The organism is Micromonospora sp. NBRC 101691 (assembly GCF_030269285.1).
In the GTDB taxonomy this organism is placed as follows: domain Bacteria; phylum Actinomycetota; class Actinomycetes; order Mycobacteriales; family Micromonosporaceae; genus Micromonospora; species Micromonospora echinospora.
Genome location: NZ_BSTB01000010.1, coordinates 144516 through 170419, shown reverse-complemented (window position 1 = coordinate 170419; position 25904 = coordinate 144516). Strand labels below are relative to the sequence as shown.

The following is a 25904-nucleotide window of genomic DNA, read 5'->3' as shown; positions in this document are numbered from 1 at the left end:
TCATGAGCTTGGGATCGATTGGGGCCAACCCCGCCGGGCTGCGTGCGGTGAGCACCGCGGTCAGCACGGCGGCGGCCGGACTGCCCCGGACCTGCCCCGTCACGGCGTCGGTGGGTGATCCGGCGGCGGACGCTGCGCTGGCCGACTTCACCCGCCGATGGAGCGCCCAGTTCGAACGGTTGCAGGACGCCGCGAGCGTCATCGCCCGCCAGGCGAACATGACCGCCGTGGCGTTCGCCCTGGCCGGGGAGTGACCATGACGACCGACACCGCCGACCCGGACGCCCTGCGCCGGGCGGCCCGGGACAACGGGGCCCGCGCCGGTGCCCTCGACCACTCGGTGCGTACCGTGCGGCGGGCCAGCGCCAGCTTCGCCGGCACGGGTACCGCCGGTGCCGCCCAGGTGCTGGTCGGCCCGGCCGGTGCCCGGTTCCACGGTGCCCTCGGCGCGTTGGACGCCGCGCTCGCCGCGGCACGGGCCGCGCACGAGCGGGTGGCCCAGGCGCTCGGCACGGTCGCCGGACCGATCGAGGACGAGCAGCGGGCCCGGAAGGTGCTGGACCGTGCCGAGACCCGGTTGGACGAGGCCCGTCGGCAACTGGGCGCCGAGCAGATCGGGTTCGGCGCGGCGGCCAAGCGTGCCTCGGCCGACCGTGCCGCCGGGCTGGAGGTTCCCGCCCCGGACATGTCCGGGGTGCTCCGGGCCCAGCGTGAGGTGGAGGAGGCTGAGCGGGCGCACCGCCGGGCCGCCGAACGGCACGAGGACGCGTTGCGGGACCGCAGGCGCGCCGTGCGGACGTTCGTCGCGGTGTGCCAGTCGGCCGCCGCGCTCGCGCCGGCCGTCCCGGGCGCGCCGGGCGCTCCCGGAGCGGTGAAGAACCACACGGTGTTCGGCCCCCGGCTCCTCGACGACCTGAAGACCCGCAGCCTGCCCAACAAGCGCCGGGGCACGGGTGGCCGCAACCTGACCGACGCGGAGCGGCGGCGGCTGGCCCGCAACGGCCTGAGCCCCCGGGAACCGCTCTTCTCCCTGCTGTACGGCTCCCGTACCTGGCAGGGCGCGTGGAAGAACTACGAGAAGGCCCTGTTGAAGGGACGCAACGGGAGCGTGGACGCGCAACTGCGCCTGCTGCACCGACTCGCCATGGCCGAGGGCGGCCTGGGCCGGGTCGGCAAGGACCGGTACGGCACCACCCTCAACGCGCGGGCCGAGGTGACCGCGTTCGACGCCCGGCTCAAGGCCAAGCTGCGGGCCGGCGGCTTCGGCGCGGAGGGCGAGTTGCGCGGCCGGGGCGGCGCGGACGCCAGCGGCGGGCTGGACCTGAACGCGGGACGCAGCGGTGGCCGGCTCCGGGCGGAGGCAGAGGCCTTCGCCGGACTCCGGGGCAGCGCCCGGGGCGAGGTGGACGTGCTCGGGGTGCGTCCCCGGGGTGTCGCGGAGGGGCAGATCGGCGTCGGCGCTTCGGCCGGCGTGGACGCGGGGATCGACGGCGGCAAGGTGAAGGTGCAGGCCAGCGTCGGTCTGGCGCTCGGCCTTGGCGGCAAGATCACGGTCGGCGGCGAGGTGGACGTACCGAAGATCGCCGGCCACATCGGAGACGGCGCCAAGGCGGTCGCCGACGTGGCCGGCAAGCTCAACCCGTTCTGAGAGAAGGAAGACTGATGACCGCCGTGGAGTGGCCGAACGCGATCTCCCCCGGGCTGTGGCCGTTCCGGCTGGACGCGCCGGAGCAGTGGAGCGCCGTCGAACCGACCGAGGGGCTGATCGCCTTCCTCGGCCCGCCGGCCGACGACTTCCGGGCCAACCTGGTGGTCTTCGGGCGGCGACTGCCCGAGGATCTCACCCTCGGCGAGGTGGCCGAGTTGGCACTGAGCGACGATGCGCCGCGACGGGTCGTCGACCCCGGCATCGACCAGCCGGCCGCCCCCGGTGGACTGCCGGTCGCGGTCCGCTCCAGCGAGACCGTGGTCGAGGGGCGCGAGGTGCGCCAGATCGCTGTGGTGACCGAGGCGCCGGACCGTTCGCCGTCCGGGCTGCGCAGTGTCTACACCATGCTCGGTACGTACCTGGCCGGACGCGCCGACCCGGACGAGTCGACCCTGACCTCGGTGATGGCCTCCTTCGAGTTGATCCACTAGCGCGGTGTCCTCTGACGTTCACCAGGTATCCGGTGGCGTGTTGTGGAACCTCGCGCGAGCCTCCCAACCAGTTGGTGGAGGGGCCAGGTGGAGGACGTGCCGCGCTCGACGGTGATACCGGCGAGCATGGCCTTGTCGGCCAGGATGCGCAGGAGCCGGCCCATCTGCCGCTGCCATAGCCGCAGGTCGTGCCGCCGACCGGCAGGCAGGTCGAGGTGGCCGAGGGTTCGTGGCTGCCTGAGGTGTAATCGGCTCGGCGTGTCGTGTATCTGAGCTGCCACAGCCACGAGCAACAACAGATGTCCGCTCACCCGCCGCCACCCCGACGCCGGGCCCCTCCCTTCGTAGTCGAGCGTGCCTACCGCATGGTCGCGCTGATGACAGCCGTCGCGACGACTCCGAACAGCAACGGGATCAAGCATCCGACGACTGCCGTTCCACGCACCGTCGTCCTCTCGAACAGCTTTGCTCTACGCGATCGACGCGCTTCATCCTCGACTGGCATCCCTGGCACGGCAGAACCGACCTGTCGGTCCAGTTGCTCGTCCACCAGCGCGGCGAGGTCCTCGATCCACTCCCAGAATGCGGGAGCCGTGTTCGGCAGCGCCCGACGGGCGATGAAGAAGACCCGGCCGTCGACGATCTCGACGTCGCAGTTCCCGACGAGTTCGACGAGCGTCTCCTGCACCGCGGGGGTGAGCAGCCTCCGGACGGCGTCGTCATCCTGCGGTGCGCAGTGAACCTGGAAATGCGCGTCGAACGAGCCGCCTATCACCAACGGCCGCTGCGACGGCGGCACCCTCCATGCGCAGGACGGGATATCTCGCGCGGCGGTCACCAGCGTCATCGGCGGCAACGCTGTCCGCACGGTGAACATGGCGTAGCAGGCCGTGTGCGGCATGCGCGTCCGTGCCGTCCATGTGTCGTAGGCGTAGTTCGCGACCTCGAACGGACGATCCGCAGTCGCGGTCACCAGATCACTCGCGACACGCGACGATCCGACGCGGAACAACGCCGCCGGTCGAACCGGATCCTTCTCGATGGCTGTGTAGGACATCCCATTCGCCTCGGTGAAGCGCCTCAGCCGGTACCAGCCGACCTCCGAGGCCCGACGCCCCCGGACGGCGCCCCGGATCTGCATCACGGCGAGCGGAGCCACCATGAGACCTGCGATCACCACCGTCGTGGCATCGGCACCGGGCGCCCCGAACATGAGCTGCACCATCAGCACGTACAGGGCGGCCAACACCCCCGCACCGACCACAAGTACGGCAGCCCGGAACATGATCCGACTTCCGGCCGCAGCCTCGCCGAAACGTCCACCTTCGTGACGTATCAGTTCGCGACCTTCCGCACGGGCGAGCGCAGGATCGACGGGGGCGCGGAGCGCGACGTCATCGAAGCGTGACGCCATCAGAGCACCTCCGCCACGGGTCCACGGCAAGATCCGTCGAGCTGCCTCAGCGGTCCGGCTGTCCTGACCCTCCTTCGACCAACGGCATCTGCACGGCGACCTGCCGCCCCGCCTGCTTGAAATCGCCGGTCCACGCGTCCGGCTTCGACTTCGCCAAAGTGGGGCACGAGTTGAGCGTCCCGGTCGGTGCCAACCGTTTGGTGAGCCATGTGAGTCCTATTCCACCTGGGGCATCAGCACTTCGAGCATGCCTGTGCGGCGCTAGTGCCGTGACCCACGAAGGGTCATCCGGGACACCGGGCATCTACCGGGGTGCCCCGAGCAGTCCGGACGGAACGCCCGGTGCCGCGACCGTCCGTCCGGTCGCGGCACCGCGTCGACGGGACTCAGGCCGGCTGCGCCCCGGGCCGCCCGTCCTCCAGGACGTAGGACGCGCCCCGGCGTACCGGCGATCCGGCGTCGAGGACGTCGTCGACGAACCAGAGGTCGGCGGTCCACTGTTCCGGCGTCACCGTGCAGGACAGGTAGCCGCGCTGACGCCCGTTGTAGTACCGGACCTGCGGGTTCTCCGGCAGCGCCGCCTCGAAGAGATCGTTGTTGCCCTTCTCGCTGGTGATCGAGCTGCCGAGGAACTCGGTGGCGACCACCGGCGACGTCGGATCCGCGTCCAGGGTGATGTCGTTGACCATGGCGGCGTGCACGTCGCCGCTGAGCACCACCGGGTTGCGCGGCCGGCGCTGGTGGAGGAAGCCGGTGATCCGGGACCGGGCGGCCGGGTAACCGTCCCACTTGTCGGTGTTGTAGAACTCGGCGTCCCCGGGTTCCATGTCGATCGCGGCGAAGTAGACCTGCTGGCCGATGACGTTCCAGCGGGCCGACGAGGCGGCCAGGCCCGCCAGGAGCCAGCGCTCCTGGTCCGGGCCGGTCATGGTGCGCGCGACGTCGTACGCCGAGGGCTTGAGGCGTTGGAAGGTCGGTCCGTCCTCCTGGGGGCTGCGGTACTGCCGGGTGTCCAGCAGGGTCAGCTGCGCCAGGTTGCCGTAGTCGAGCCGGCGGTACAACTGCATCGCCGGGCCCTGCGGCATGGAGGAGCGGCGCAGCGGCAGGTGCTCGTAGTACGCCTGGAACGCCGCCGCCCGGCGCGGCAGGTACACCTCCGGCGTGCTGTTGCCGTCCGCGCCGAGGTCACCGGCGGCGTTGTTGACGACCTCGTGGTCGTCGGGCACGCAGAGGAACGGCGCGGCGGCGTGTGCGGCCTGGAGGTCCGGGTCGAGCCGGTACTGCGCGTGCCGGATCCGGTACTCCTCCAGGGTGCGGATCACCTTGAACGGCGCGTGCCTGCGGTCCGGCCCGGCCTTCGGGTTGGCCGCCCCGGCCGCCTCGTAGATGTAGTCGCCGAGGTGCAGCACCAGGTCGTGGTCACCGGCGGCGAGGTGCCGGTAGGCGGCGTAGCGTCCGGCGGGAAGCGACTGGCAGGAGACCGCGGCGAGCGTCATGGACGTCACCGCGGCACCGGCGGCGGGGAAGGTGCGGGTCCGCCCGACGGGGCTGAGGTGCCGGCCGGCCCGGAACCGGTAGAAGTAGACCCGGTCCGGCAGCAGCCGGTCCACCTCGACGTGCACCGAGTGCGCCCAGCCCGGCTCCGCCCGTACGCTGCCGGCGCGCACCACGTCGGTGAACCGCTCGTCCGTGGCGACCTGCCAGTTCACCTGCACCGGCACCCCCGGCATGCCACCGTCCGGGTCCAGCGGCGAGGGTGCCAGCCGGGTCCACAGCACCACCCCGTCGGGCGACGGGTCGCCGGAGGCCACGCCCAGCGTGAACGGGTCCGCCGGCAGCGGCACGGCGAGCGCCGGCCCTGCGGTGACCTGCGGGGCGACGAGGGCGGTGGCGACGGCCGCGCCGCCCCACCTCAACACGGACCGTCGGGTGACAGACATGCGGCTCCCATCGGGTGATCTTTCGGGGACCTCGTCTGTCTAAGGGCCGCCGGTGACCATGTCCTGCCCCTGGGGATGAACGGCACGCGCTCAGCCGCTGAACAATCCCAGGTCACTTGATCGGCCGGCGGTGCCGGCCGGCTCGGAACGGAACGGTGTCCGCCCGGAACGCGTCGGACCGACCGTGGCTCCGGGAGGTCTTGTGCGGGTGCGGTCGTTCCTCCTCTGTCCGCTGTTGTCGGTGTCCCTCGTCGCGGTGGCCGGCTGCGCTGACGATGGCCCACCCCCGGTCCCGTACGCGACGACGTCTCTCCCGCCACTACGCGAGCTGCCCGCCGACGAGGCCCGACAGTACGAATTCCTGCCCTGGACGCTGGACTCGATCGACCCGAGCGGTACCGCCCTGACGGTGCGGGTACCCGGTGGGGCGTGTCGCCGGATCGAGGGCGCCACGGTGCGGACGACCTCCACGACCGTCGTCGTCACGGTGCTCGGCACGACCGGGGGAACGTGCGCGTCAGGAGGCGCGGCTGTCGCCGTGGTCAGGCTGCCGGAGCCGGTGGGCGACCGGCCGGTCGTGCCGCCCACTCCCTGACCACCGGGGCCGCACAGGCCGCCGGTCACCAGCGGGCGTCGCTGTGCCAATTGATGCCGACCCCCAGGTCAGAAGGCGTAGCGGATGGGGCAGTACGGAAGGCGGGCCGTGATCAGATCGGTCAGCGCGGCGACGTAGCGGCCCTTGTGCCCGGTGCGGTAGCGCACGTTCCAGCCGCCGGACTGCGAGCGTTTGGGCTGCTGGAGGTCCGGGCGCCAGAGCACCTCCTCGGCCTTCGGGTGCCAGCCCAGGTTGACCTCGTGCAGCCGGTCGTTGTGGGTGAGGAAGATGACCTCGGCGGCGAGCTGTGCCCTGGCCCGGGGGCCGATGCCGGCGTCGAGCTGGTCGAGCAGCTCCGCCCAGTCGTCGAGCCAGCCGTCGCGGACCACCACCGGGCTGAAGTTGACGTGCACCTCGTAGCCGGCGGCGACGAAGTCGTCGATAGCGGCGATCCGCTCGGCGACCGGTGAGGTGCGGATGTCGAGCAGCTTGGCGTCCCGGGCGGGCATCAGCGAGAACCGGATCCGGGTACGTCCGCGCGGGTCCCAGTCGAGCAGGTCCCGGTTGACGTGCTTGGTGGCGAAGCTGGCCTTCGCGGTGGGCAGGTCGCGGAAGCAGGCGACCAGGTCCCGGACGTTGTCGCTGACCCGGGCGTCCAGCGAGCAGTCCGAGTTCTCGCCGATGTCGTACACCCACGCGTGCGGGTCACACTGGTTCGGGGTGTCCTTGACGCCCTGCCGGGCCACGTGCCGGGACAGGTAACCGGTGATCCGTTCGATGTTGGCGAAGACGGTGACCGGGTTGCTGTAGCCCTTGCGCCGGGGGACGTAGCAGTAGGCGCACGCCATGGCGCAGCCGTTGGCGGTGGACGGGGCGATGAAGTCGGCGGAACGGCCGTTCGGCCGGGCGGTGAGCGACTTCTTCACCCCGAGCACGAGTGCCTCGGTCTTGATCCGTACCCAGCGGGACACGTTCGTCTCGTCGCCGTACAGCTCGGGGATGCGGGTGTGGCTGTCGACCTCGACGCGCTCGGCGTCGGGGAACCGGGCCAGCACCTGCTGGCCGCGCGGCAGCGCGGCGGCCTCCGGCTCCAGGTAGATCCGCCGGATGTCGAGCAGCCGGGAGTGCGGGACGACGTCAGTCACGAACCCGTACAACTACGGAGCATCCATCCTCATTCCGCCGATGACCGAGGTTATCGGAGCGGTCATGCCGGGTATGCGCCGCCATGCCCGTCGTGTCCCGCCCGGACCGCTGACATGCCCGAAGGACACCTGGTCCACCGGTACGCCCGCGAACAGCATGCCGCACTCGCCGGGCAGGTGCTGGCCGTCTCCAGCCCGCAGGGCCGCTTCGACCCCGGCCCGTACGACGGACGGCGGCTGCGCGCGGTGGAGGCGTACGGCAAGCGCCTCTTCTACCACCTGGACGACAGCCCGACCCTGCACGTGCACCTTGGCATGCGCGGGCTGTTCCTCCGGTACGACGACCCGACCGCCGCCCCGCGCGGCGGGGTGCGACTCCGGCTGGCCGGCGACGCCGTCGCGTACGACCTGATCGCCCCGATCCGGTGCGAACCGCTCCCGGCCGACGGCGAGCAGGCGTTGCGCGACTCGCTCGGGCCCGACCCGCTGCGCGCCGACGCCGACCCGGCGGAAGCGGTACGCCGGCTGGCCGCCGTGCGGGGCGCGGTCGGCGTCGCCGTGCTCGACCAGGCCGTCTGGGCCGGCATCGGCAACGCCTGGCGGGCCGAGCTGCTCTTCCTCGCCGGCCTCGACCCGGACACCCGGGGGGTGCAGCCGCCGACCGCCCGGCGGTTGTGGGACCTCGCGGTGCGGTACCTGGCCCTGGGCCGGGACGCCGGCCAGGTGGTCAGCGACCCGACCGCGCCGGACGAGCGGTGGGTGTACAAGCGTCCGGCGTGCCGACGTTGCGGCGCACCCGTGCGGGTGTGGGAGCTGGGTGGCCGCTCCGCGTACGCCTGCCCGGTCGACCAGCCGCGCGCCTGAACCCGGGTCAGCAGGGTGCCCCCGCCGTGGACCGCATGGCTCGCGTCGGCGGCGCGGAGCCGACGGGCGCCCGCGGGGCCTCCGGGCGGGCCGGTAGCCGACCGGCCAGCGTCTCGGCCGTCGCGGTGCGCCGTACGAAGTCGATTCCCGCGTACTCCCGGTACTCCGCCATCGAGCGGACCGGGCCGGCGCCGAAGCCACCCACCATGGTGTACCGCAGCAGGGTCGACACCCGGCGGCGACCGGCCCGGTCCAGGTCGTACCAGTAGTCGGCGCCCGGTGCCCGGTGGTCCATCCAGTGCCGCAGCTGGTTCTCGCGGATGTAGTAGTGCCAGGCCAGCACCTCGACCGGATGGAAGAGGTCGTAGCCCCAGGTGAACGCGCGGGTGGCCAGGTTGATCTCCTCACCCTGGTAGTAGATGCGCTCGTCGTAGGGCACCTCGCGGACGAAGGAGCCCGGGGCGAAGAGGAACCCGGCGGCCACGAAACGCGCCGGGACCGGCGCGGTGGCCTCCTGCCAGTCCGGGATACGGAAGTGCTTGAACCGGGGCAGGCCGTCGTGGGTCCATCCGCTGAGGAAGATCAGGGTCGGCTCGCCGCCGCCGGTGAACTCGACCGCCGGATCGTAGGTCGGGGGATAGCAGCTCAGGATCGGTTTGGCCGCCCCGGTCTGCTCGGCCATCGCGATCAGCCGGGTGTCCCAGCCGGGGGCGAACCGGGTATGGCTGTCCACCTGGAGGTACCAGTCGGAGTCGACGTAGCTGCGCTGGATCTGCGCGCGGGCCCAGCACACGCCCCGGCTGCGCCGGGCGTCGAACTCCAGCACGGTGACCCGGGGATCGGCACGCAACGCCGACACGTCCTCGCCGCCGAGATGCTGCCAGTTGACCACGATGCGCAGCTCGTCCGGGTGGTCGGCCTTCGCCAGGCAGTCCAGCACGGTCGGCACCAGCTCCGGGTCGCGGTACGCCGCCACCGACACGAAGATGCTCATCAGGTCGGTCCTTTCCTCGATCGTGGGGGTGGTGCCTGCCCCGGTCACCCGAGCGGGGTGACCGGGGCAGGCACCGGGACTCAGCTGACGGGCAACGGAGCCGTCGGCGACTCCGGCAGGACACGGGCCGTCACCGGGTCGTGGTAGCGGGAACCGTCGTACTGCAACCCGGTCTCCGCGTCCAGGTACCGGCCGCCGGAGCGCAGCGGGATACCGCCCGCTTCGCCCGGTCCGTTGCCGTCGGTGCCGACGACCCGCGTCGGGGTGCCCGCCTCGTCGGTCACCACGGCGTGCACCGTTCCGTCGGTGATCTGGGCGACCGGGTGCGCCACGGCGGGGTGGTATTCCCAGGCCGTCGTGGTGACCTTGGTGCCGCGACCCCGGTGGTGCTGCTCGACCAGCAGGTCACCGGACCACACGAAGGTGGTCTCCTCCAGCACCTGGCCCTTCGCGTTGCGGCGCTGCTTGGCGATCCGCCGTCCGAACGCGTCGTACCGGTAGTGCCAGCGGTCGCCACCGGGCGTGGTGACCGTGGTGAGCCGGTCCTGGTGGTCCCAGGTCAGGTGCCAGTCACCGGAGGCGTCCGACCGGGTGACCGGCCGGCCCAGGGCGTCCAGCGTGTACCGGACGTCGCCCGACCCACCCGTGCGGTCGTCCAGTGCCGTCGCCGGGTCGGTGTCCTGCTCGATCGTCAGGCCCGCGTCCCAGCTGCGGCTCACCTCACGTCCGCCGTCGTAGGCGAACCGGAGGCGCTGCCCGCCGGCCACCAGGACGGTCGGCCGCCCGGACTCGTCGTACGACCACTGGGTCACCGCGCCGGACGGGCGGGTCAGCGCGGTGACCGCGCCGAACTGCTCGTCGTACGAGCTGGACACCGTGCGCCCGTTCACCGTCTCGGCGACCACCCGCCCGTTCACGTCCCGCTCCAGCCGGATCTCCGAGTCGCCGTCGGTGGCCGACACGATCCGGTCGGCGGCGTCGTAGGTCAGCCGGGTCACGGCCGTCCCGGTGCGGCGCTCGACCATCCGGCCGAGCAGGTCGTAGGCGAAGTGGGTGACCTCGCCCGCCGCGTCGATGTGCTCGACGAGCTGGCCTGCGGCGTCGTATGCGTACCGCTGGGTGCGCCCGTCGAAGTCGGTCTCCTCGACCAACCGGCCGTTCAGGTCGTACGTGTACCGCCAGGTACGGCCCTCCGGGTCGGTGATGCCGGTCAGCCGCAGCTCGGTGTCGTACGCGTACTCCGTGCGGTTGTCCTCGTCGTCGATCCGGGCCGTGACCAGGTCGAACGCGCCGTATTCGAGGTATGTGCGGCGGCCGGCGGCGTCGACCGCCTCGACCAGGTTGCCCTCACCGTCGTAACCGAACTCCTCGACGCTGCCGTCCGGGTTCTCCCGCCAGGCCAGCTCGCCCTCCAGCGTCCAGCCGACCTCGGTGATGCCCTGATCGGTCTCGATCATGACGACCCGGCCGAGGTGGTCGTACTCGTAGTGGGTGTCGCCGTCGCCGGTGGTGATCGACGTGACCTGCTGGACCGCGTTGCGCACCACGACCGCCGGACCGACCTGGATGGCCGTTCCCCGGCCGTGGTCGGCCGGCCGGTCGAACCGCACGACCTCACCGCTGGCGTCGATCTCGGCCAGCATCCGGCCGTCGGTGTCGAACTCCCGACTGCCGGTCGAGCCGTCGAAGTCCGTCCACGAGGTGACCCGGCCCAGCTCGTCGTAGGTGGTCGTGGAGCGGCTGCCGTCCGGCCGGGTGACCACGGTCGGCCGCCCGTCGGCGTCGTACTCGTAGCTGGTGGTCCGGCCGAGCGGGTCGGTCCGGGACAGCAGCCGGTACGCGTCGTCCCACTCGTGCCGGGTCGTCGCGCCGAGGCCGTCGGTCTCCGCCACCACCTGGAGGCGGTCGTTCAGTTCGTACCTGCGCACCGCGCCGAGTGAGTCGGTGACGACCGTCAGGCCGTCCGAGTACTCGAACCGGTAGCGCAGGTAGCCGTCCTTGCCGTCGGTGGCGACGCAGCGTCCGGCCTCGTCGTAGGTGTAGGTGTACCACTCGCCGTTCCGGTCGTCCCAGCGCACGATCCGCCCGTCGGCGTAGGTGAAGTACTCCGGGTCGCCCGAGGAGTTGACGATCTCGACCAACTGGCGGTCCTGGTCGTAGCCGAACCGGGACGCCTCCACCAGCACCCCGTTGTGGTCCGGCAGCCGCATCCCGGTCACCAGGCCCTCGGCCGAGGTGAACGTGATCGTGGCGCCCGCCGAGGAGCGCAGTTGGGTGACAGTGCCGTCGTCGTCACGGGCGATCGACCACCGGAGGCCGCCGTCGGTCACGTCGCTGAGCAGCGACTCACCGCGCCTCGCCGGGGCGAACACCCAGGCCCGGCCGGACGCCGGGTCGGTGAGCAACCAGCCACCGCCGACCATCCGGCGCAGCGGCAGCGCCCGCCCGAGCGTCGGCAGCGCCGTCTCGCCCTCGGCGACCAGCGGGTAGGTCAGGATGGAACCGTCCTCGGCCAGGTACCGCACCTGCTCGCCGTCGACGACGATCCGCTGGTCCAGCGACGAGGCCCAGGCCGGGCCGAACGACCGGCCCCAGCGGTAGTCGGAGCGGTAGGTGCGCACCAGCGGGAGACCCGGCAGCGTGGCGTCGGTTTCGGTGAGGATCATGCGACCGGTGGTCACGTCGATCGGGTCGGACTCGCAGTACGTCTCGTCGGTGCTCTTCACCGACGCCGCCGGTGACAGGTCGCTGAACGGCACGCCGGTGTAGGGCGACTGGTCCTGGTAGAGGGGGTTCGAGTAGTTGACCTGGTCGTCGGTGATCCGGTCGGCGTAGCTGATCCGGTCCGCGAAGAAACTCGGCTCCGCGTACGTCGACTCCTCGGTGCCGTACGCCGGGTCGTTCTGGTGGTCCCAGGTGGTGTCCGTGGGGACCGGGGCGGGGGCGTTGCGGCGGGAACTGTGCGAACTGCTGGACTTGCTGGACTTGGAGGAACTGCTGCGGGAACTCTTGCCCGAGTGCTTGCTGGATCTTCTGCGGGACGATCCGGTGGACCGGTGGCTGCGCTCGGTCGGCCCCACGTCGTTGGAGTCACGGCGCTCGCCGATGGACGGGGGGTTCCAGTTCGGATCGTTCCAGTCCGTGACGGCAGCGGCATCCTCCGGTACGGCGTCCAGGGTCGGTGAGTAGTCGGATCCGCGCGGGCTCGGATTCGGGTTCTCCGGCAGGGGGCCGTACTCGGTGTCGGCCGGGTCGTAGGCGGTGTTGTGCCGGGCCGGGGGCACGGGGATGCTGTCGGTCGAGCCGGACCGGCTGCCGGTCGGGTCCACGCTCATGGTCGAGAACTCGTCCATGAGCTCGGCGACCGGGGACTCGCTCCCCGACAGATCCGGGTTGTCCTGCGAATACTGGAGCACGGCCAGCATCTGGTCCACCCGGGCCAGCGGGTTGTCGGCCGTCGCGTAGTCCCGCGCCAGCGACCATCTGCGGGTGATGGCTGCCGGACTCTCCACGACTTCGGGCTGGGACGCGTCCGACACGATGAAGATGTAGTTGCTGTCTCTTCGTTCGACCGCCGGATAATCGTCCAGCGAGTTCTGCAGTCCGAGCCGGTTGTAGTTCTCCCGGCGGTAGACGAGCTGTTCGTAGAGTTTCTGCTGGTGATCCTTGAACGATTTCGAGAGATTCTTGGCCTCGAGGATCGGAACCCGTCCGTCCAGGGATCCCTGGGAGCGGACGACGTATTCGCCCACCCTGTGGATCTTGTTCTTTCCGGGGACGAAATCCCAGATGACGACCCGCAGGGCTTCGATGTTGGGGCTGCTGAAGAGCGTCTTCGCCTCGGTGTCGTACAGGACGCTCGGTTTGATGACCCCGCGGAACACATGCGCGTCGACGATTCCGGTGGTGCGGTCCACGAGGTGGTGGGAGAACAGCACCCACATCCGGTTGTAGCCGGGCGGGTAGTGGTAGAAGTCCTTGGTGCCGAGCATCTTGTTGTCGAAGATCACCCCGCCGGGGGACGCTTCGAGCATCCGCTTGTGGTCTTCCTTCGTGATCCGCTCGGCGACCGCCGGACCGATCTTGCCCCAGAGGGCGAGATTCGGCCGGTAGTCCTCCACCGCTTCCTGAAGGGATTGGTCGAAGTTAGGGTCGTTCTGGTTCTGAACCCACCAGTCGGCCGGGACGGAGAAGGCGTGGTTCTCCGCCAGGGTCTGCGCGAAAGGAGCGACCCGGTCGGCGCCGAACTTCTTGATGACCTTGGCGTCGATCTCGTCGTCGGTGAGGCCCTTGGCCTTCAGTTTGAGCTCGAAGTTCATCTGCTCCTTGAAGCCGTAGTAGGCGCTCATCACCCGCGGGTTGTTCCACAGATTGTGGTACTGGGAGAAGCGGTACTCGATGCTCGCCCAGTCCATCTGGGCGTGCACGAAGTCGACCGTCGGGGCATCTCCGAGCAGCGGTTCGAGGTTCTCCTGGAGGTCGTCGTAGGACGAGCTGTCCGACGAGAGCTGGCTGAGCGAGTGCTGCCGGGAGTGGTCGTCCTCGGTGACCACGGGGTCGAACGCGGCGTCCAGCTCGGACTGCGGCCCGCCGACCAGGTCGTCCGGCGTGGGCGGGGCGGGCTGCGGTGGCAGGTTGCTCGGCTCGCCGTGCGAGCGGTGCGAGCGATGCGAACGATGCGAATGGTGTGAGCCGTGTGAACGGTGCGAACGGCCCGACCGGTGTGAGTCGTGCGAACTCTCGGACGACCGGCTGCTGCTCCTGCTGCTGCCTCCCTTGCAGTGGGCCAGGCCGAGCGGGTCGGAGGTGGTCAGCGGATCGTCTACGTACGCGGTCGGGTTGGGTCCGCCGGCCAGACCGAGGGGGTCGGGGCTGAGGTAGCGGACGGTCGCCGGGTCGTAGTAGCGGAACCGGTTGTAGTGCAGGCCGGTCTCGGTGTCGTGGTACTGGCCCGGGAAGCGCAGCGGGGTGCCGACCGGGTCGCTGGTGCGGCCCCACAGGTCGCCCCGCGACCACCAGCGCAGGTGGCCGCCGGGCTCGACCAGGTGGGTGGGGGTGCCGATGGCGTCGGTGACGACGGTGTGCAGCCGGTCGTCGCCGTTGGTCTGGGTGACCGGCGCGGACCCGTCGGGCCAGTAGTCCCAGGAGACGGTGCCGGTGGCGTCGGTCTGCTCGACCACGAGGTCGCCGGCCCAGGCGAAGTGGACCTCTTCCAGGACCGTGTCGTCGCCGGCCAGGCGTTGCTTGGCGACGCGGCGGCCGAAGCCGTCGTAGCGGTAGCGCCACCGGTCGCCGTCCGGCGTGGTGGCCTGCACCAGCCGGTCCTCGGCGTTCCAGGTGAACCGCCAGGTGCCCGCCGGGTCGACCCGGGTGGTCAGGCGGCCCCGGTCGTCGTACTCGAACCGCGCGTCGTCCGAGCGCAGGAGCATGCTGCCGGCGAACTCCCAGCGCCCGCCGCCGTTGCCGACGACGTTGCCGGCCGCGTCGTAGTCGTACCGTTCCCGCTCCGTGCCGTCGACGGCCACGGTACGGATCCGGCCGGTCTCGTCGGCCTGGAACGAACGGTCGCCGTCGAGCGTGTCGGCGATCGCGACTACCCGGTCGGTGGCGTCGTAGTCGAAGCCCCGCACGGCGGCGTCGGCGATGTGCTGTGCCGCGAGCCGGCCCGCCGCGTCGAACGTCTGGCGCAGCGCCAGCACGTCGTCGACGGTCCGGCTGATCTCCCGCCCGGCCGCGTCGTGGCCGAACCGGAGCACGTGCCCGCCGGTGACGAGCATGACCGGCTGGCCCTGCGCGTCGAGGGTCCACCGGCTGGACCGGCCCGACGGCGTGGTCCGGGCGATCACCCCGTCACCCTCGTAGGAGGTGCGGACGGTGCGACCGTTGATGGTCTCCGCGACCACCCGACCCTGGGTGTCCCGCTCGAACCGCACCACCGCGTCCGGGCTCTCCACGACGGCGAGGTTGCCGTCGGCGTCGTACTCCAGCCGCGTGACCACGTCGCCGACCCGGCGCTCGACCACCCGACCGAGCAGGTCGTGGGCGTAGTGGGTGGTCTCGCCCGCCGCGTTCGTCCGGGCGACCAACTGCCCCGCCGCGTCGTAGGCGTAGCGCTGGGTCCGCCCGTCGAAGTCGGTCTCGGTGGCGAGTCGACCGGCCGCGTCGTAGGTGTACCGCCAGACCCGGCCCTGCGGGTTGGTGACCGCGACCAGCCGGAGTTCCGTGTCGTAGGCGAACTCGGTTCGGTTGCCCGCCTCGTCGATCCGTGCGGTGGGCAGATCGAACGAACCATATTCGATCTGCACGGAACGCCCTTGGGCGTCGATTGTCTCCACCAGATTCCCTTCGCCGTCGTAATGCCATTCCTGAGTGGAGCCGTCTGGGCCGATGCGCCAGGCCAGGTCGCCCTCGGCGGTCCAGCCGAACTCCGTGACGGCGCCGTCCGGCCGCCGCGCCGTCCTCGGCCGGCCCAGGCCATCAAGATCAAAAGTCATCCCGGGTACGCCGCCCGCCCGCCCGCCGTCGTCGGCGGTCCTGCGGTGGCTGCCGTCCGGCAGGATCGTCGCGGCCGGGCGGCCCGCCTCGTCGTACGTGAACCGGGTGACCCGCCCGAGCGGGTCGGTCCGCGACAGCGGCCGGTGTGCCGTGTCCCACTCGTCACGGGTGGTGGCACCGAGCGGATCGGTGACCGCGGTGACCTGGAGCTGGTCGTTCAGCTCGTAGCGGTGGACGCCACCGAGGGAGTCGGTCACGACCGTGACGCCGTCGTCGTAGGTGAACGCGTAGCGAAGGTGGCCGCCGTTGCCGTCGGCGAGCACGCAGCGGCCCGCCCGGTCGTAGGTGTACTCGTACCACTCGCCGTTGCGGTCCTCCCAGCGCGTGATCCGGCCGTCCCCGTCGTAGTCGAGCCGGACCGGGTCGCCGGACGAGTTCCGCACCGCGACCAGGCGGTGCCGGTCGTCGTAGTCGAACGCCGGCAACTCGACCTCGTCGTCTGCGTCCACCGGCACGAACCGCGCGCCGGTCACCAGGCCGGCGTGGGTGCGCAGCTCCACCCGGTCGCCGGACGACGATTCCAGCAACGTCGGGGTGCCCTCGTCGTCCCGGGCGACGTACCACCGGGTGCGGCCCGTCGCGACGTCGGAGAGCAACGCCTCGCTGCCGTCCCCGCCGGGGGCGAACAGCAGCAGCGTGTCCCGATCGGTGAGCGACCAGCCACCGCCGACCAGCCGGCGCAGCGCAACGGGACGGCCGAGCAGCGGCAGCGCCTCCTCGCCCTCGGCGGGCAACCGATAGGTCAGGATCGAGCCGTCGGCGGCCAGGAACCAGGCCCGGTCCCCGTCGGTGACGACGCGCTGGTCCAGCGTGGACGCCCAGCTCGGGCCGTAGGACCGGCCCCAGCGGTAGTCCGAGCGGTGGGTCCGCTCCAGGGTCAGGCCGGGCAGGCGGGCGTCGGTCTCGGTGTAGATCATCCGGCCGGTCGTCACGTCGATCGGGTCACCGACGCAGACCGTCTGGGCGGTCGACTTCGCGAACACGGCGGGCGGCACGTCCCGCAGCCACGGCCCCTTGCCGGGCGGTGGCACCGGAGCGACGACCGCGCGGAGACGGGCCTTCTCACCGCCGGACGGCGGCACAGGGGCGACGACCGCCCGGAGGGGAGCCTTCTCAGCGCCGAGCGGCGGCGGCACCACCGTGCGTCCGGCGCGGTCGGCGTCGCGTGCGACCTTGGCATCGGGGCTCGACGGGATCTTGACGTCGGGCCCCTCGACCGTGGTCGCCGGTCGGGGCATGGTCGACTGCTCCACCTTCCCCGACACCGGTGGGGGCGGCGTCCGCGCGGGGTCGGGAGACGTGGCGTGGGTCTTCGGGTCGGAGCGCTGGCCCGGTGGCACCTCCTTACCGGAGGCGAGCCGGCCCGGCTCGGCCGGCGTGGACGGGGGCGAGTTCTGCGCGGCCTCGTAGGGCGGGGGAGGTGGCTCCAGATCTGCGTACGACGGCAGTGTCTCCGCCTCCGGCTCCACCGGTCCGACGGCGTCCTGGTACGACGGCAGCGTTTCGGCTTCCGCCTCCGTCTCCACCTCCGTCTCCGGCTCCACCGGTCCGATGGCGTCCTGGTACGACGGCGGCGGTTCCGCCGGTACCGGTCCGACCACGTCCAGGTACGAAGGCGGTGCTTCTGCCGGCACCGGTACCGGGCGACCGATCGTGTCCGACGTCGAGACGGTCTCCGTCTCCGTCGGGCCCGGGGGCGAGGAGGCGGTGCCGGTCTGCGGGAGGCCGGTGGGGGTGGTGCCGGTCTGCGGGGAGTTGCCGGGGGTCGTGCTCGGTGGGACTGCGGCCGGTGGAGGCGTGCTCGGAGCCGTAGAGGGCAGGGTTGTTCCCGGTGGCCCCGTGGCGGGCGGCGGGGCTGGCGGGGGCGGGGCCTGGGTGGTCGGCTGGCCCACGGGTGTCGCGCCGACCTCCGACCCCGGGGGGACCGGCGTGACGCCGGTCGGGTCGGGTGTCCAGGTGGACCCGGGGACGACGGGTGGCGCGACGGGCGGCGGGGGTGGTGCGACGGGTGGCGCGAGGGGTGGCTCGGGTGGCGCGAGAGGTGGCGCGAGAGGCGGTGCGAGGGGCGGTGCGAGCGGCGCGACGACCGGTGGGTCGAGCGGTCCCGGTGTGCTGGGACCGTTCGTGATCGGGTCCGTCGGGACGCCCTGCACGGTGCCCGGGACAACGCCCACCGGACCGGGCTGGGCGGCCACCGGCGGTGGGGTGCCGATCGGGTCGGTCGGCTGGCCGTGGGGACCGGGTACGGGTTCCGGGCGGTGGACGGGCGGTGGGCCAACGGTGGGCTGCTGGGCAGCGCCGTCCGGCGTATTGGCGGTGGGCGGGGCGTCGAAGCCGGGCAGTCCCGGGCCCGGGGTGACGGGCGGGCCGGGGACCGGGCCGCCTGCGGCGGGCGGGCCGGGCACCAGGTCGGTCGCGGCGGGCGGTGGCACGGTGGACTCGTTCCCGGACGGATTGCCGGGTTGCCCCGTCGACGGGGGGCCGCTGTCCGGGATGGTGGTGGCCGGCGCGGGCCGGAGACCCGGCGGCGGCTGCGGGCCGGGTGGGGGAACCGGTAGCGCGCCGAGCCCGCCCGACGGCGCACCATCGATGTCGGAGGTCGACGTGTCGCCGGACTCCAGCGGGTCGGCGTCAAGGTCCGTGCCGTCGGGCCGGGGCCGGTTACCAACCTCCTCGCCGGTGTCGTGGGCATCCGCTCCGCCGGCGCCGGGGCCGCCACCTGTCGCCGCCAGGTCCTTCGAAGGGCCCCCCTTCACACCGGATGGATCGGGCGCGGCCGGGCCACCGCCGAGGGCCTTGCCGAGGTCGTGGGCGTACTTGCTGGCGTAGGTGCCGACGGCGGACGACACGGCGGTGGCCAGCGCGTTGAAGCTCCCGAGCCCGCCGACCATGGCCAGGTAGGCCAACTCGCCGAGCGTCTCACCGATCGCGCCCAGCCCGGCCTGTCCGTGCGTGGTGCCGGAGAGCTTGGGGAAGTAGCGGCCACCGACGATCATGACGCCGCCGGCGACGGTGCCGATGGCGACGCCGGCGCCGATCGCCTCGCCGAGGTCCGACCAGCTGAATCCGTCGTCCTTGTTGTCCTTGGCGATCACGATGGTCTGGGCGATGACGCTCTCGGCGCCCTCCTCCAGGCCCTCCTCCGCGCCCTGGATCGCGAGCTGGGCGATCAGTTGGTGCAGCCGGTTCTCCAGCCGGTCGAGCAGCGCCTCGGTGATCTCCTGACCGAGCTTGAGGTACGCGGGAACGAGCGAGACGCCGAAACCGGACGCCATCGCCGTCGCGATGTCCAGCACGATCATGAATGCCGCGACGACGATCTGGGTCTGGCCGTAGTCGATCAGCTGGTTGGCCCGGTTGGCGACATCGCCGGCGATCAGGGCGCTCCGGACGCCTCCGGGGATCGGCCGGGTGATGATCTGCTGGAACCGGGCGAACGCGTCGGCGGCGGGCCCGTCGAGGTTGCCCTGGAGCCCGAAGCCGAGCGCCTGGGTGGCGGCCATCCCGCTGGCCAGGTTCGCGCTGAACCGCTCGAGCTCGATGCTGAGCGCCTTGAGCTCCGACGGATCGCCCTTGGGAAACTCCTCACCGACGGTGTAGAGGATCGCGTCGTACGCCCACTGCCAGTTGGGGTCGTTGGGGATGTGGAAGTCGCCCATGGGACGGCGTCAGGCGGGATCCACGAACAACGGCGTCGCCGAGCCGTCCGGACCGAAGCTGATCAGCAGTGGACGGTAACCGGGAACGGTGGGGTCGACAACGGCGTCCTCCTTCGGCTTGAGCAGGAAGAACTGGTCGCCGTCGGAGTCGACGGGGTGGCCGTCGGTGCTGATCGGCGTCCGGGTGCCCAACGGGATGATCGAGTCGTAGCCGTTGGCGTCGATCCGCGAGGTGCCGTCCGGGAACGTGGTCAGGGTGCGCAGCTCGTAACCGGGGGGAATCGGGTCACCGTCGACGAGGACGCCCGTGGTGTCGTACCGCCGGAAGGCGGAGATCGCGGGAGACGCGGGGATCGCGGGGGACGCCTCCGCGAACTCCGCCGGCCTCCTCGATGCCAGGAAGCTGGTCGGTGACTCGACCGCCTCCGGGTCGATGATCGGGCCGGCGACGCGCAGCCGTGGGGTGAGCTTGCCGAGTTCGCCGTCGACGGGTGTCCAGGGGGCGTACCCGGCATGCTCGACCCGCCCGACGGCCAGCTGGGGGGTGAGTTGGCCGGGCTCGCCGTCGACGGGTCTCCGGAGGGCGTACTGCGCACGCTCACCGGCGACCGGCTCCAGGGGGATGCGCTGGGCGTGCTCGGTGGGCACGCCGTCTCCGGCAGCGGGCCGGAACGGCAGGTTCGCGAACTCTCCGGCGATCATCTGCCCGCCGACGGCCGCGTCCTCGTCCGCCTGCCGGTAGCCCTCACCGCTGACCCGCAACCCGACCGCCGCGTACTCCAGGTAGCCCAGAACGGTGAGGATGGCGCCCTCGACGCCGTCCATCGTCTGGCTGAACTGGTTCTGGAACTGGTTGCCGATCTCGTCGTCGCCCCACGCGCGTTCGTACCGCGCCCGCAGCAGGTTCAGCCGGCGCAGACACTCGTGGTACCGGGCGGTGTGCTGGGCGTACGAGTCGCCGACCGAGATGACGCCCTCGGGGTCGACCCAGACGTGACCGCGCGGCTGGTTCACGGCTGCTCCGGATCGAGACCGAGCAGCGCACGGACACCGCTGGTCATCCGGGGGCCCTCGGGCGGCAGGTACATGTCAGGGCCGGCCTCTCCACGGACCATCTTGGCCGCGTCCATGCCGGGCGGCAGCAGCGGCGCGATCAGTGCCGCCTGCTGTTCCATGACCTGCTCCTTGGCCTCGCCGAAGGTCTGCATGATGGCGGCCTGCAACTCGGCGGGGGTCATCCGCCGGTACGCGCTGGTCGGAAAGCTGATCTCGGTGAGCACGCCGTTCTGCCCGACCGTGACCGTCACCTCGCGGCGCGGGGACGTGGCGGAGCCCTGCACCTTGCCCATCCGCTCCTGGAGGGTGGCAACGCTGCTGCGCTGACGCTGGTACTCCGCGAACAGCTCCTCGACGCGATCGTCGAAGTTCATCGGCCGGCTCCCTTCTGCGCGGGCTACCAGTACAGGTGCGCCCCTTCGCGCGGTGGAAGGGGCACGCTGCCGGTCGGGCACGAACGTGCAGGGCCTTTTCCCGACCGCACGGCCGGTCGTGTCTGCGGCGGCGGGACGCACCGGAGGGGGAAGGGGGAAGTAGGCAGAGTTCGGCCGTCGTTCGGACATCCGCCGGGCCGGGACCTTGCCGGGAACGGTCGATCGCCAGGAACCTTCGGCACGGCGGACGCCGAGCAGAGGAGTTCGACGTCGTCATTCGCTGACGTACGACGAAAGGAATGTCGTTGTGACCATGCCAACGGTCCAGACCGCCGATCCGGGCATGCAGGCGGCGGCCACCGAGTTCGCCCACCGGGCCCAGGAGTTCACCAACCAGTTGCGCGCCGTCAACTCGCAGATGGCGACCCTCCAGGCGAGCTGGCACGGTGCCGCCTCGAAGAACTTCAACCAGGCGATGGACAACTGGGAGAGGTCCTTCCAGACCATCATCGAAAAGCTGCTGCACATGATGGACGTGATGGGCGCCACGACCGCCGGCTACCGGGCCGCCGAGGACGAGGCCTCGCAGACCGCCCAGAACTTCATGACGGCGCTACCCGGAGTCTGAACCGCATTCCCTCACCTCGAAAGGATCTGACCGTGTCCGACTACCGGTTCGACTTCAACCAGGCCGACGCCACCCTCTATGACATGAATCGGATCAACGGACAAATCTCGGGTTCGCTGGACGACATGGAGCGCAACGTCGAGCGGAGCATCGAGCAGTGGAGCGGTGACGCCCGGAGCGCCTACCACGTGGCGAAGGTGGAGTGGCGCGCCGCCGCCCAGCAGATGACCGTCTACCTCGAACAGGCCCGCCAGACGCTGCTGGCGATCTCGGACAACTACGGGACCACCGAGCAGCGGCACACCAAGATCTGGAACGACGTCCGCGGCGGCTGACCGCCGGCCGGCCGCCGGGGTGGGTGCCCCCCGGCGGTCGGCTTCTCCCGGCACCAATTCCCTAGAGTCGGCCGCGCTGGAAAGGTTGTGGACGGATGGCTTCCATCGATTTCAGCTATCCCAACGACAGAGCCATCGAACACATCGGCATCCTCGACAAGTTCAACAACGGTGAGATCGAGGGGTTTCCGCAGGAGCATCCGGACGGATGGATCCAGGCGGTCATCGACAAGATCCAGGCCGACATCATGTCGAACAGCAACAACCACGGGATCAACAACATCGACTGGTCGGACTACACCGCCGAAGAAAAGGCCGCCTACGATTGGTACAAGGCCGAGGTCGTCGAAATCGAGAGCTGGAACGCGCTGGTCGCGGATTTCCGGGAGAACGACGTCCCGGACGAGGACTCCGTCGACTTCGACGAGTTCGACGAGTCCGACCACCTCGACATCGACGGGTCGATCGACCCGCCGGAGGTCAGTGTCTACACCGGTGGCAGCGACAACTCGGCCGGGGACCTGTTGGTCAGCACCGCGGCCATCCGGTACTTCGCCAACTCCATCGGCGAGCTGTTCGACGACCCGAACGGTCGGGGCGGCAGCCTCATGCTCCGGGTCGGTGACGAACTCGCCAGCCTGGAGGTCAAGCCCGGGAAGTTCGCCGTGGCCGAGATCATGCGGCGCAAGATCCACGGCACCGGTGAAGGCGTGGGCCTGGTCGGCGACACCCAGGGTCTGCTGGAGAAGATCCACCAGACGCTCTACACCCTCCGCCTCAGCCTGCTGGAGATGGCCGACTCCTACGAACTCACCGAGGACGGCAACGTCCGCAGCGGCAAGGACTTCGAGGAGAGCACCGCCGAGTTCAACGCGATGACCGAGGAGGAGCTCGGCGATGCGCTGAGCGATCCGTGGGGTCACATCAACGGCATCGACGACTTCGGCCAGATCAGCTCCTCGGGTGAGGGCGGCGACGGCGACGGTGGCGACGGCTCCGGTGACGGGGACGGGGCGGGCGACGGAGACAACTAGACGTCGGGCGCTCGGCCGGGACGTCCCGGTGCCGCACGTCGACGTCCTCGAACTCATCTAGGGGCTTGGTGTAGGGCATGGCAGAAACAGAGTCGGAGCAGGACGACTGGACCAACTCCGTGGACCCGCCGGCAACCTTTCCTCCGCCGAACACGCCGATCGACGACGTCAACGACCTGGAGACCTGGGCGCGGATGGACCCGCCCGGATGGCGTCGGATCAAGGCGGCCATCAAGGGCGGGTCGGCGATCGAGAACGCGGAGGGGCAGGCGTACGCCGAGGGCCTGGTCAGCTATCCGAGCCTGATGGATGCGGCCAACGGGTTCCAGCAGGCGTACAACCTGCTGCACTGGCTGGAGACGTTCATCAGCCTCCACTCGCACGCGATCGCCGGCGAGGAACGCCCCTGGCAGGGCAGGGCGGCCGATGCGTTCCTGGCGAAGATGGACTATCTGAGCGAGTTCCTGGGGAACCAGGCGGAACGGCTGCTCGGTGGCGACGGCATGCCCGGGACCGCGAGCGTGCCGCACCAGCTCATGATGAACGCCAGCTATCTCAAATGGGCGCAGGAGCAGCTCGACTACCTCGACATCGCCTGGGCGCAGATCGCCGCTGCCGATGGTGCCAACCACACGGACGGCGGCAACGTGGCGATCAGCTCCACCCGGTTCGCCCGACCGATGACCGACCAGATGCTCCAGGTGGCGCAGACACTGGCGAAGCAGTACGCGCGGCTGGACTACGGCTCGGTCAACGCGCCCGAGGGCAACGGCGACCTCGGCCCCGCGGATCCCCCGACCGACCCGCCGACCGATCCGCCCACCGACCCGCCGACCGAGCCGCCGACGGACCCGCCGACCGATCCGCCGTTCGAGTTCGATCCGCCGACCGATCCGCCCACCGACCCGCCGACGGACCCGCCGACCCAGCCTCCGTACGAGCCGCCGTCGTTCGATCCGCCGCCCGGCTCCGACATTCCCGACCCCTCCCTGGACGACCCGCCCGTCGCGGATCCGCCCGGCAACATGAGGGTGAATCCGGAGGGACTGGAGGGCGGCCCCTCCTTCGACCCGCCGCCCGGCTCCGGTCTACCTCCCGGGGGGAACGGTCTGCCCGGCCTCGATCCTCCGGTGCTCGGCGACCCACCGGGGAGCGGTTCCGGCCCCGGCGGTGGAGTGCCGGGCGGCCTGGTACCGCCGGTGATCCCGGCCCCGCCGGGCGGCGGCAACCCGGGCAACAACGACCGGGACCGGCCCGCCCCGCCGGTCATCGGCGACGTACCGGACGGGGTCGGTGGCCTGCCGACGCCGCCCGGTGGCGGCAACCTGCCCGGTCAGGTACCGGGTGGCGGGAACCTGCCCGGCGGTGTGCCGGGCGGTATCGATCCGCCGGACCTGCCCGGTGGCGTGCCGGGTGGTGTGGACCTGCCCGACGGCGGCGGCCTGCCCGGTGGCGTGCCGGGCGGCGGCCTGCCGGGCGGTGTGCCGGGCGGCGGCCTGCCGGGCGGCGTGCCCGGTGGCGTCGACGTGCCCGGCGGCACTCCGCTGCTGCCCGGTGCGCCGGTGCCGGGACCGATGCCGGGGATGCCCGGGTCACCCGGTGCGGGTCAGGGCGGCGGCGGATCGCCGGTGGAGCGTCCGGACTCGTCCGGCCTGGTCGAAGGCGACCAGGACGACTGGGCTCCGAGCACGCCCAGGCCCGGCGACCCGTTCGCCCCGGGCGGTGCCACCCCCGGCAGCCCGGGGACGGGTGAGCCGCCGTTGGGGCAGGTGCCGGGTGGGTCGCCGCCGGTGGGCGGGGTTCCGGGTGGTGGGGTGCCGTTGGTGCCGCCGATGCCGGGTGCTCCGGGTTCGCCGGGGGCGGGTGCCGGTAACGGTTCGACGCCGGAGCGTCCGGATTCGGCCGGTTTGGTGGAGGGTGACGGGGCGGACTGGGAGCCGTCGACGGGTGGTGTGGACGTCCCGGACGCGCCGGGGGGTGCCACCCCCGGTGGTGCCGGCCTGGGTGAGCCGCCGTTGGGGCAGGTGCCGGGTGGGTCGCCGCCGGTGGGCGGGGTTCCGGGTGGTGGGGTGCCGTTGGTGCCGCCGATGCCGGGTGCTCCGGGTTCGCCGGGGGCGGGTGCCGGTAACGGTTCGACGCCGGAGCGTCCGGATTCGGCCGGTTTGGTGGAGGGTGACGGGGCGGACTGGGAGCCGTCCACGGGTGGTGTGGACGTCCCGGACGCGCCGGGAGGTGCCGCCCCCGGTGGTGCCGGCCTCGGGGAACGGCCCGGACCCGGCGACCCACCGGTGCCGGCCCCGCCGTCGCCCGTCACCGGTCCCGTGCCGGCTGTGCCCGTCACCGGGCCCGTGCCGGTCGCCGGACTGCCGCCGATGCCGGGTGCTCCCGGTGCGCCGGGGGCGGGTCCCGGCAACGGTTCGACGCCGGACCGTCCGGATGCCGCCGGTCTGGTCGAGGGGGACAGCGCCGACTGGGCGACCGCCGACGTCGACCCGCCCGCCGATCCGGCGGCGCCCACCGGCACGACGTCCGGCGGGACGGGTCTCCACGTCACCCCGGCGGACCCGATCGTGGTCGTCGGCATCCCGCTTCCGGTGCCCGGGGACGGGAACGGGAGGCGGAAGCCGCCCGGCCGGCCGGACGCCGCCGAGCTGCTCCGCGAGGAGGAGCCCACCTGGACCGGGGCCGAGCCGCCTGTGGACGAGGACCGGGTGCCGATCGTGCGGCCCGCCGAAGCGGGTGCCGACACGTCGGGCTGGGACGACACCGGCGACGCGTGGTGGCTGTACGGCGACGTCGAGCGTACGGAGAGGACGACCGGTGGGTGACGGAATCGAGCCGACACCGTTCAAGGCGTGGCGGCGGGAACGCCCGACGACGCCGCCCGGTGGGGGACGACCGGCGATGTGCGGCGGCCCGGACTACACCGCCGCGCAACGCCTCGAACTGATGCGCGAGAAGCAACGAGCGATGGACGAGGCCCGGCGCGAGCGGGAGGAGACCGAGGCACGCGAGGCCGCCAAGCGTCGCCAGGCGAAGCAGACCGACGAGGAGGACGGGTACCCCGCCGTCGAGCGGCCCCGGTACGCGGTGAACCTGCTCCGGCAGGACGACTCGGCCTGGGGTGGCGGCGGCGCGGGGTCGGGGGTGCTCGGATGAGTGGAGACGGGAC

The 25904-nt window shown here is 71.7% G+C and carries 17 protein-coding genes; 10 read left to right on the top strand and 7 right to left on the bottom strand.

The window, feature by feature from the left end:
* Positions 1–2: 2 nt before the first annotated feature.
* Genes QSK20_RS17520 through QSK20_RS17510 form a run of 3 tightly spaced genes read left to right on the top strand, consistent with a single transcriptional unit; the run spans position 3 to position 2139 of the window.
* Positions 3–254 carry a hypothetical protein gene (locus QSK20_RS17520; protein ID WP_285789651.1) on the top strand — a complete coding sequence of 84 codons (252 nt, stop codon included), beginning with the start codon at positions 3–5 and terminating at the stop codon, positions 252–254.
* 2 nt (positions 255–256) lie between these two features.
* Positions 257–1648, top strand: coding sequence for a hypothetical protein (locus tag QSK20_RS17515; protein WP_285789650.1), 1392 nt, complete (start codon positions 257–259; stop codon positions 1646–1648).
* Positions 1649–1662: 14 nt separating this feature from the next.
* Positions 1663–2139 (top strand): hypothetical protein, encoded by a 477-nt coding sequence (locus tag QSK20_RS17510; protein WP_285789649.1) that lies wholly within the window; start codon positions 1663–1665, stop codon positions 2137–2139.
* Between the two features lie 358 nt (positions 2140–2497).
* Here QSK20_RS17510 and QSK20_RS17505 read toward each other — a convergent pair whose 3' ends face one another.
* Together QSK20_RS17505 and QSK20_RS17500 are read right to left on the bottom strand one after the other, a co-directional pair.
* Positions 2498–3553 (bottom strand): hypothetical protein, encoded by a 1056-nt coding sequence (locus QSK20_RS17505; RefSeq protein ID WP_285789648.1) that lies wholly within the window; start codon positions 3551–3553, stop codon positions 2498–2500.
* 386 nt (positions 3554–3939) lie between these two features.
* On the bottom strand, positions 3940–5493 hold the full coding sequence (locus tag QSK20_RS17500) for an alkaline phosphatase D family protein (RefSeq protein ID WP_285789647.1): 1554 nt from the start codon (positions 5491–5493) through the stop codon (positions 3940–3942).
* 208 nt (positions 5494–5701) lie between these two features.
* Here QSK20_RS17500 and QSK20_RS17495 point away from each other — a divergent pair, with 208 nt between their 5' ends.
* Complete coding sequence (locus QSK20_RS17495) at positions 5702–6088, top strand: hypothetical protein (RefSeq protein WP_285789646.1); 387 nt, start codon at positions 5702–5704, stop codon at positions 6086–6088.
* A 68-nt stretch (positions 6089–6156) separates the two neighbouring features.
* On the opposite strand, the gene QSK20_RS17490 is transcribed toward QSK20_RS17495, so the two are convergent.
* Positions 6157–7233 carry a spore photoproduct lyase family protein gene (locus tag QSK20_RS17490; protein ID WP_285789645.1) on the bottom strand — a complete coding sequence of 359 codons (1077 nt, stop codon included), beginning with the start codon at positions 7231–7233 and terminating at the stop codon, positions 6157–6159.
* A gap of 114 nt (positions 7234–7347) precedes the next feature.
* On the opposite strand from QSK20_RS17490, the gene QSK20_RS17485 reads away from it, so the two are divergent.
* Positions 7348–8097 (top strand): Fpg/Nei family DNA glycosylase, encoded by a 750-nt coding sequence (locus QSK20_RS17485; RefSeq protein WP_285789644.1) that lies wholly within the window; start codon positions 7348–7350, stop codon positions 8095–8097.
* Between the two features lie 7 nt (positions 8098–8104).
* On the opposite strand, the gene QSK20_RS17480 is transcribed toward QSK20_RS17485, so the two are convergent.
* From QSK20_RS17480 to QSK20_RS17465, 4 genes are all read right to left on the bottom strand, one after another.
* On the bottom strand, positions 8105–9091 hold the full coding sequence (locus QSK20_RS17480) for a GlcNAc-transferase family protein (protein ID WP_285789643.1): 987 nt from the start codon (positions 9089–9091) through the stop codon (positions 8105–8107).
* A gap of 80 nt (positions 9092–9171) precedes the next feature.
* Positions 9172–19305 carry a DUF6531 domain-containing protein gene (locus QSK20_RS17475; protein WP_285789642.1) on the bottom strand — a complete coding sequence of 3378 codons (10134 nt, stop codon included), beginning with the start codon at positions 19303–19305 and terminating at the stop codon, positions 9172–9174.
* A gap of 9 nt (positions 19306–19314) precedes the next feature.
* A complete protein-coding gene (locus QSK20_RS17470; RefSeq protein ID WP_285789641.1) occupies positions 19315–20319 on the bottom strand; it encodes a hypothetical protein in 1005 nt (334 codons plus the stop codon).
* A complete protein-coding gene (locus QSK20_RS17465; protein ID WP_285789640.1) occupies positions 20316–20735 on the bottom strand; it encodes a YbaB/EbfC family nucleoid-associated protein in 420 nt (139 codons plus the stop codon). Before QSK20_RS17465 ends, QSK20_RS17470 begins: the two co-directional genes overlap by 4 nt.
* Before the next feature lie 313 nt (positions 20736–21048).
* Here QSK20_RS17465 and QSK20_RS17460 point away from each other — a divergent pair, with 313 nt between their 5' ends.
* The 5 genes from QSK20_RS17460 to QSK20_RS17440 all read left to right on the top strand — a co-directional run bounded on the left by QSK20_RS17460 (position 21049) and on the right by QSK20_RS17440 (position 25891).
* Positions 21049–21363: a WXG100 family type VII secretion target gene (locus QSK20_RS17460; RefSeq protein WP_285789700.1), complete on the top strand. Its 315-nt coding sequence runs from the start codon at positions 21049–21051 to the stop codon at positions 21361–21363.
* Positions 21364–21395: 32 nt separating this feature from the next.
* Positions 21396–21698 carry a WXG100 family type VII secretion target gene (locus tag QSK20_RS17455; protein ID WP_145834323.1) on the top strand — a complete coding sequence of 101 codons (303 nt, stop codon included), beginning with the start codon at positions 21396–21398 and terminating at the stop codon, positions 21696–21698.
* Positions 21699–21793: 95 nt separating this feature from the next.
* Positions 21794–22732, top strand: a complete 939-nt coding sequence (locus tag QSK20_RS17450; RefSeq protein WP_285789639.1) for a hypothetical protein — start codon at positions 21794–21796, stop codon at positions 22730–22732.
* Positions 22733–22809: 77 nt separating this feature from the next.
* Positions 22810–25560: a hypothetical protein gene (locus QSK20_RS17445; protein ID WP_285789638.1), complete on the top strand. Its 2751-nt coding sequence runs from the start codon at positions 22810–22812 to the stop codon at positions 25558–25560.
* A complete protein-coding gene (locus tag QSK20_RS17440; protein WP_285789637.1) occupies positions 25553–25891 on the top strand; it encodes a hypothetical protein in 339 nt (112 codons plus the stop codon). Before QSK20_RS17445 ends, QSK20_RS17440 begins: the two co-directional genes overlap by 8 nt.
* Positions 25892–25904: the final 13 nt, after the last annotated feature.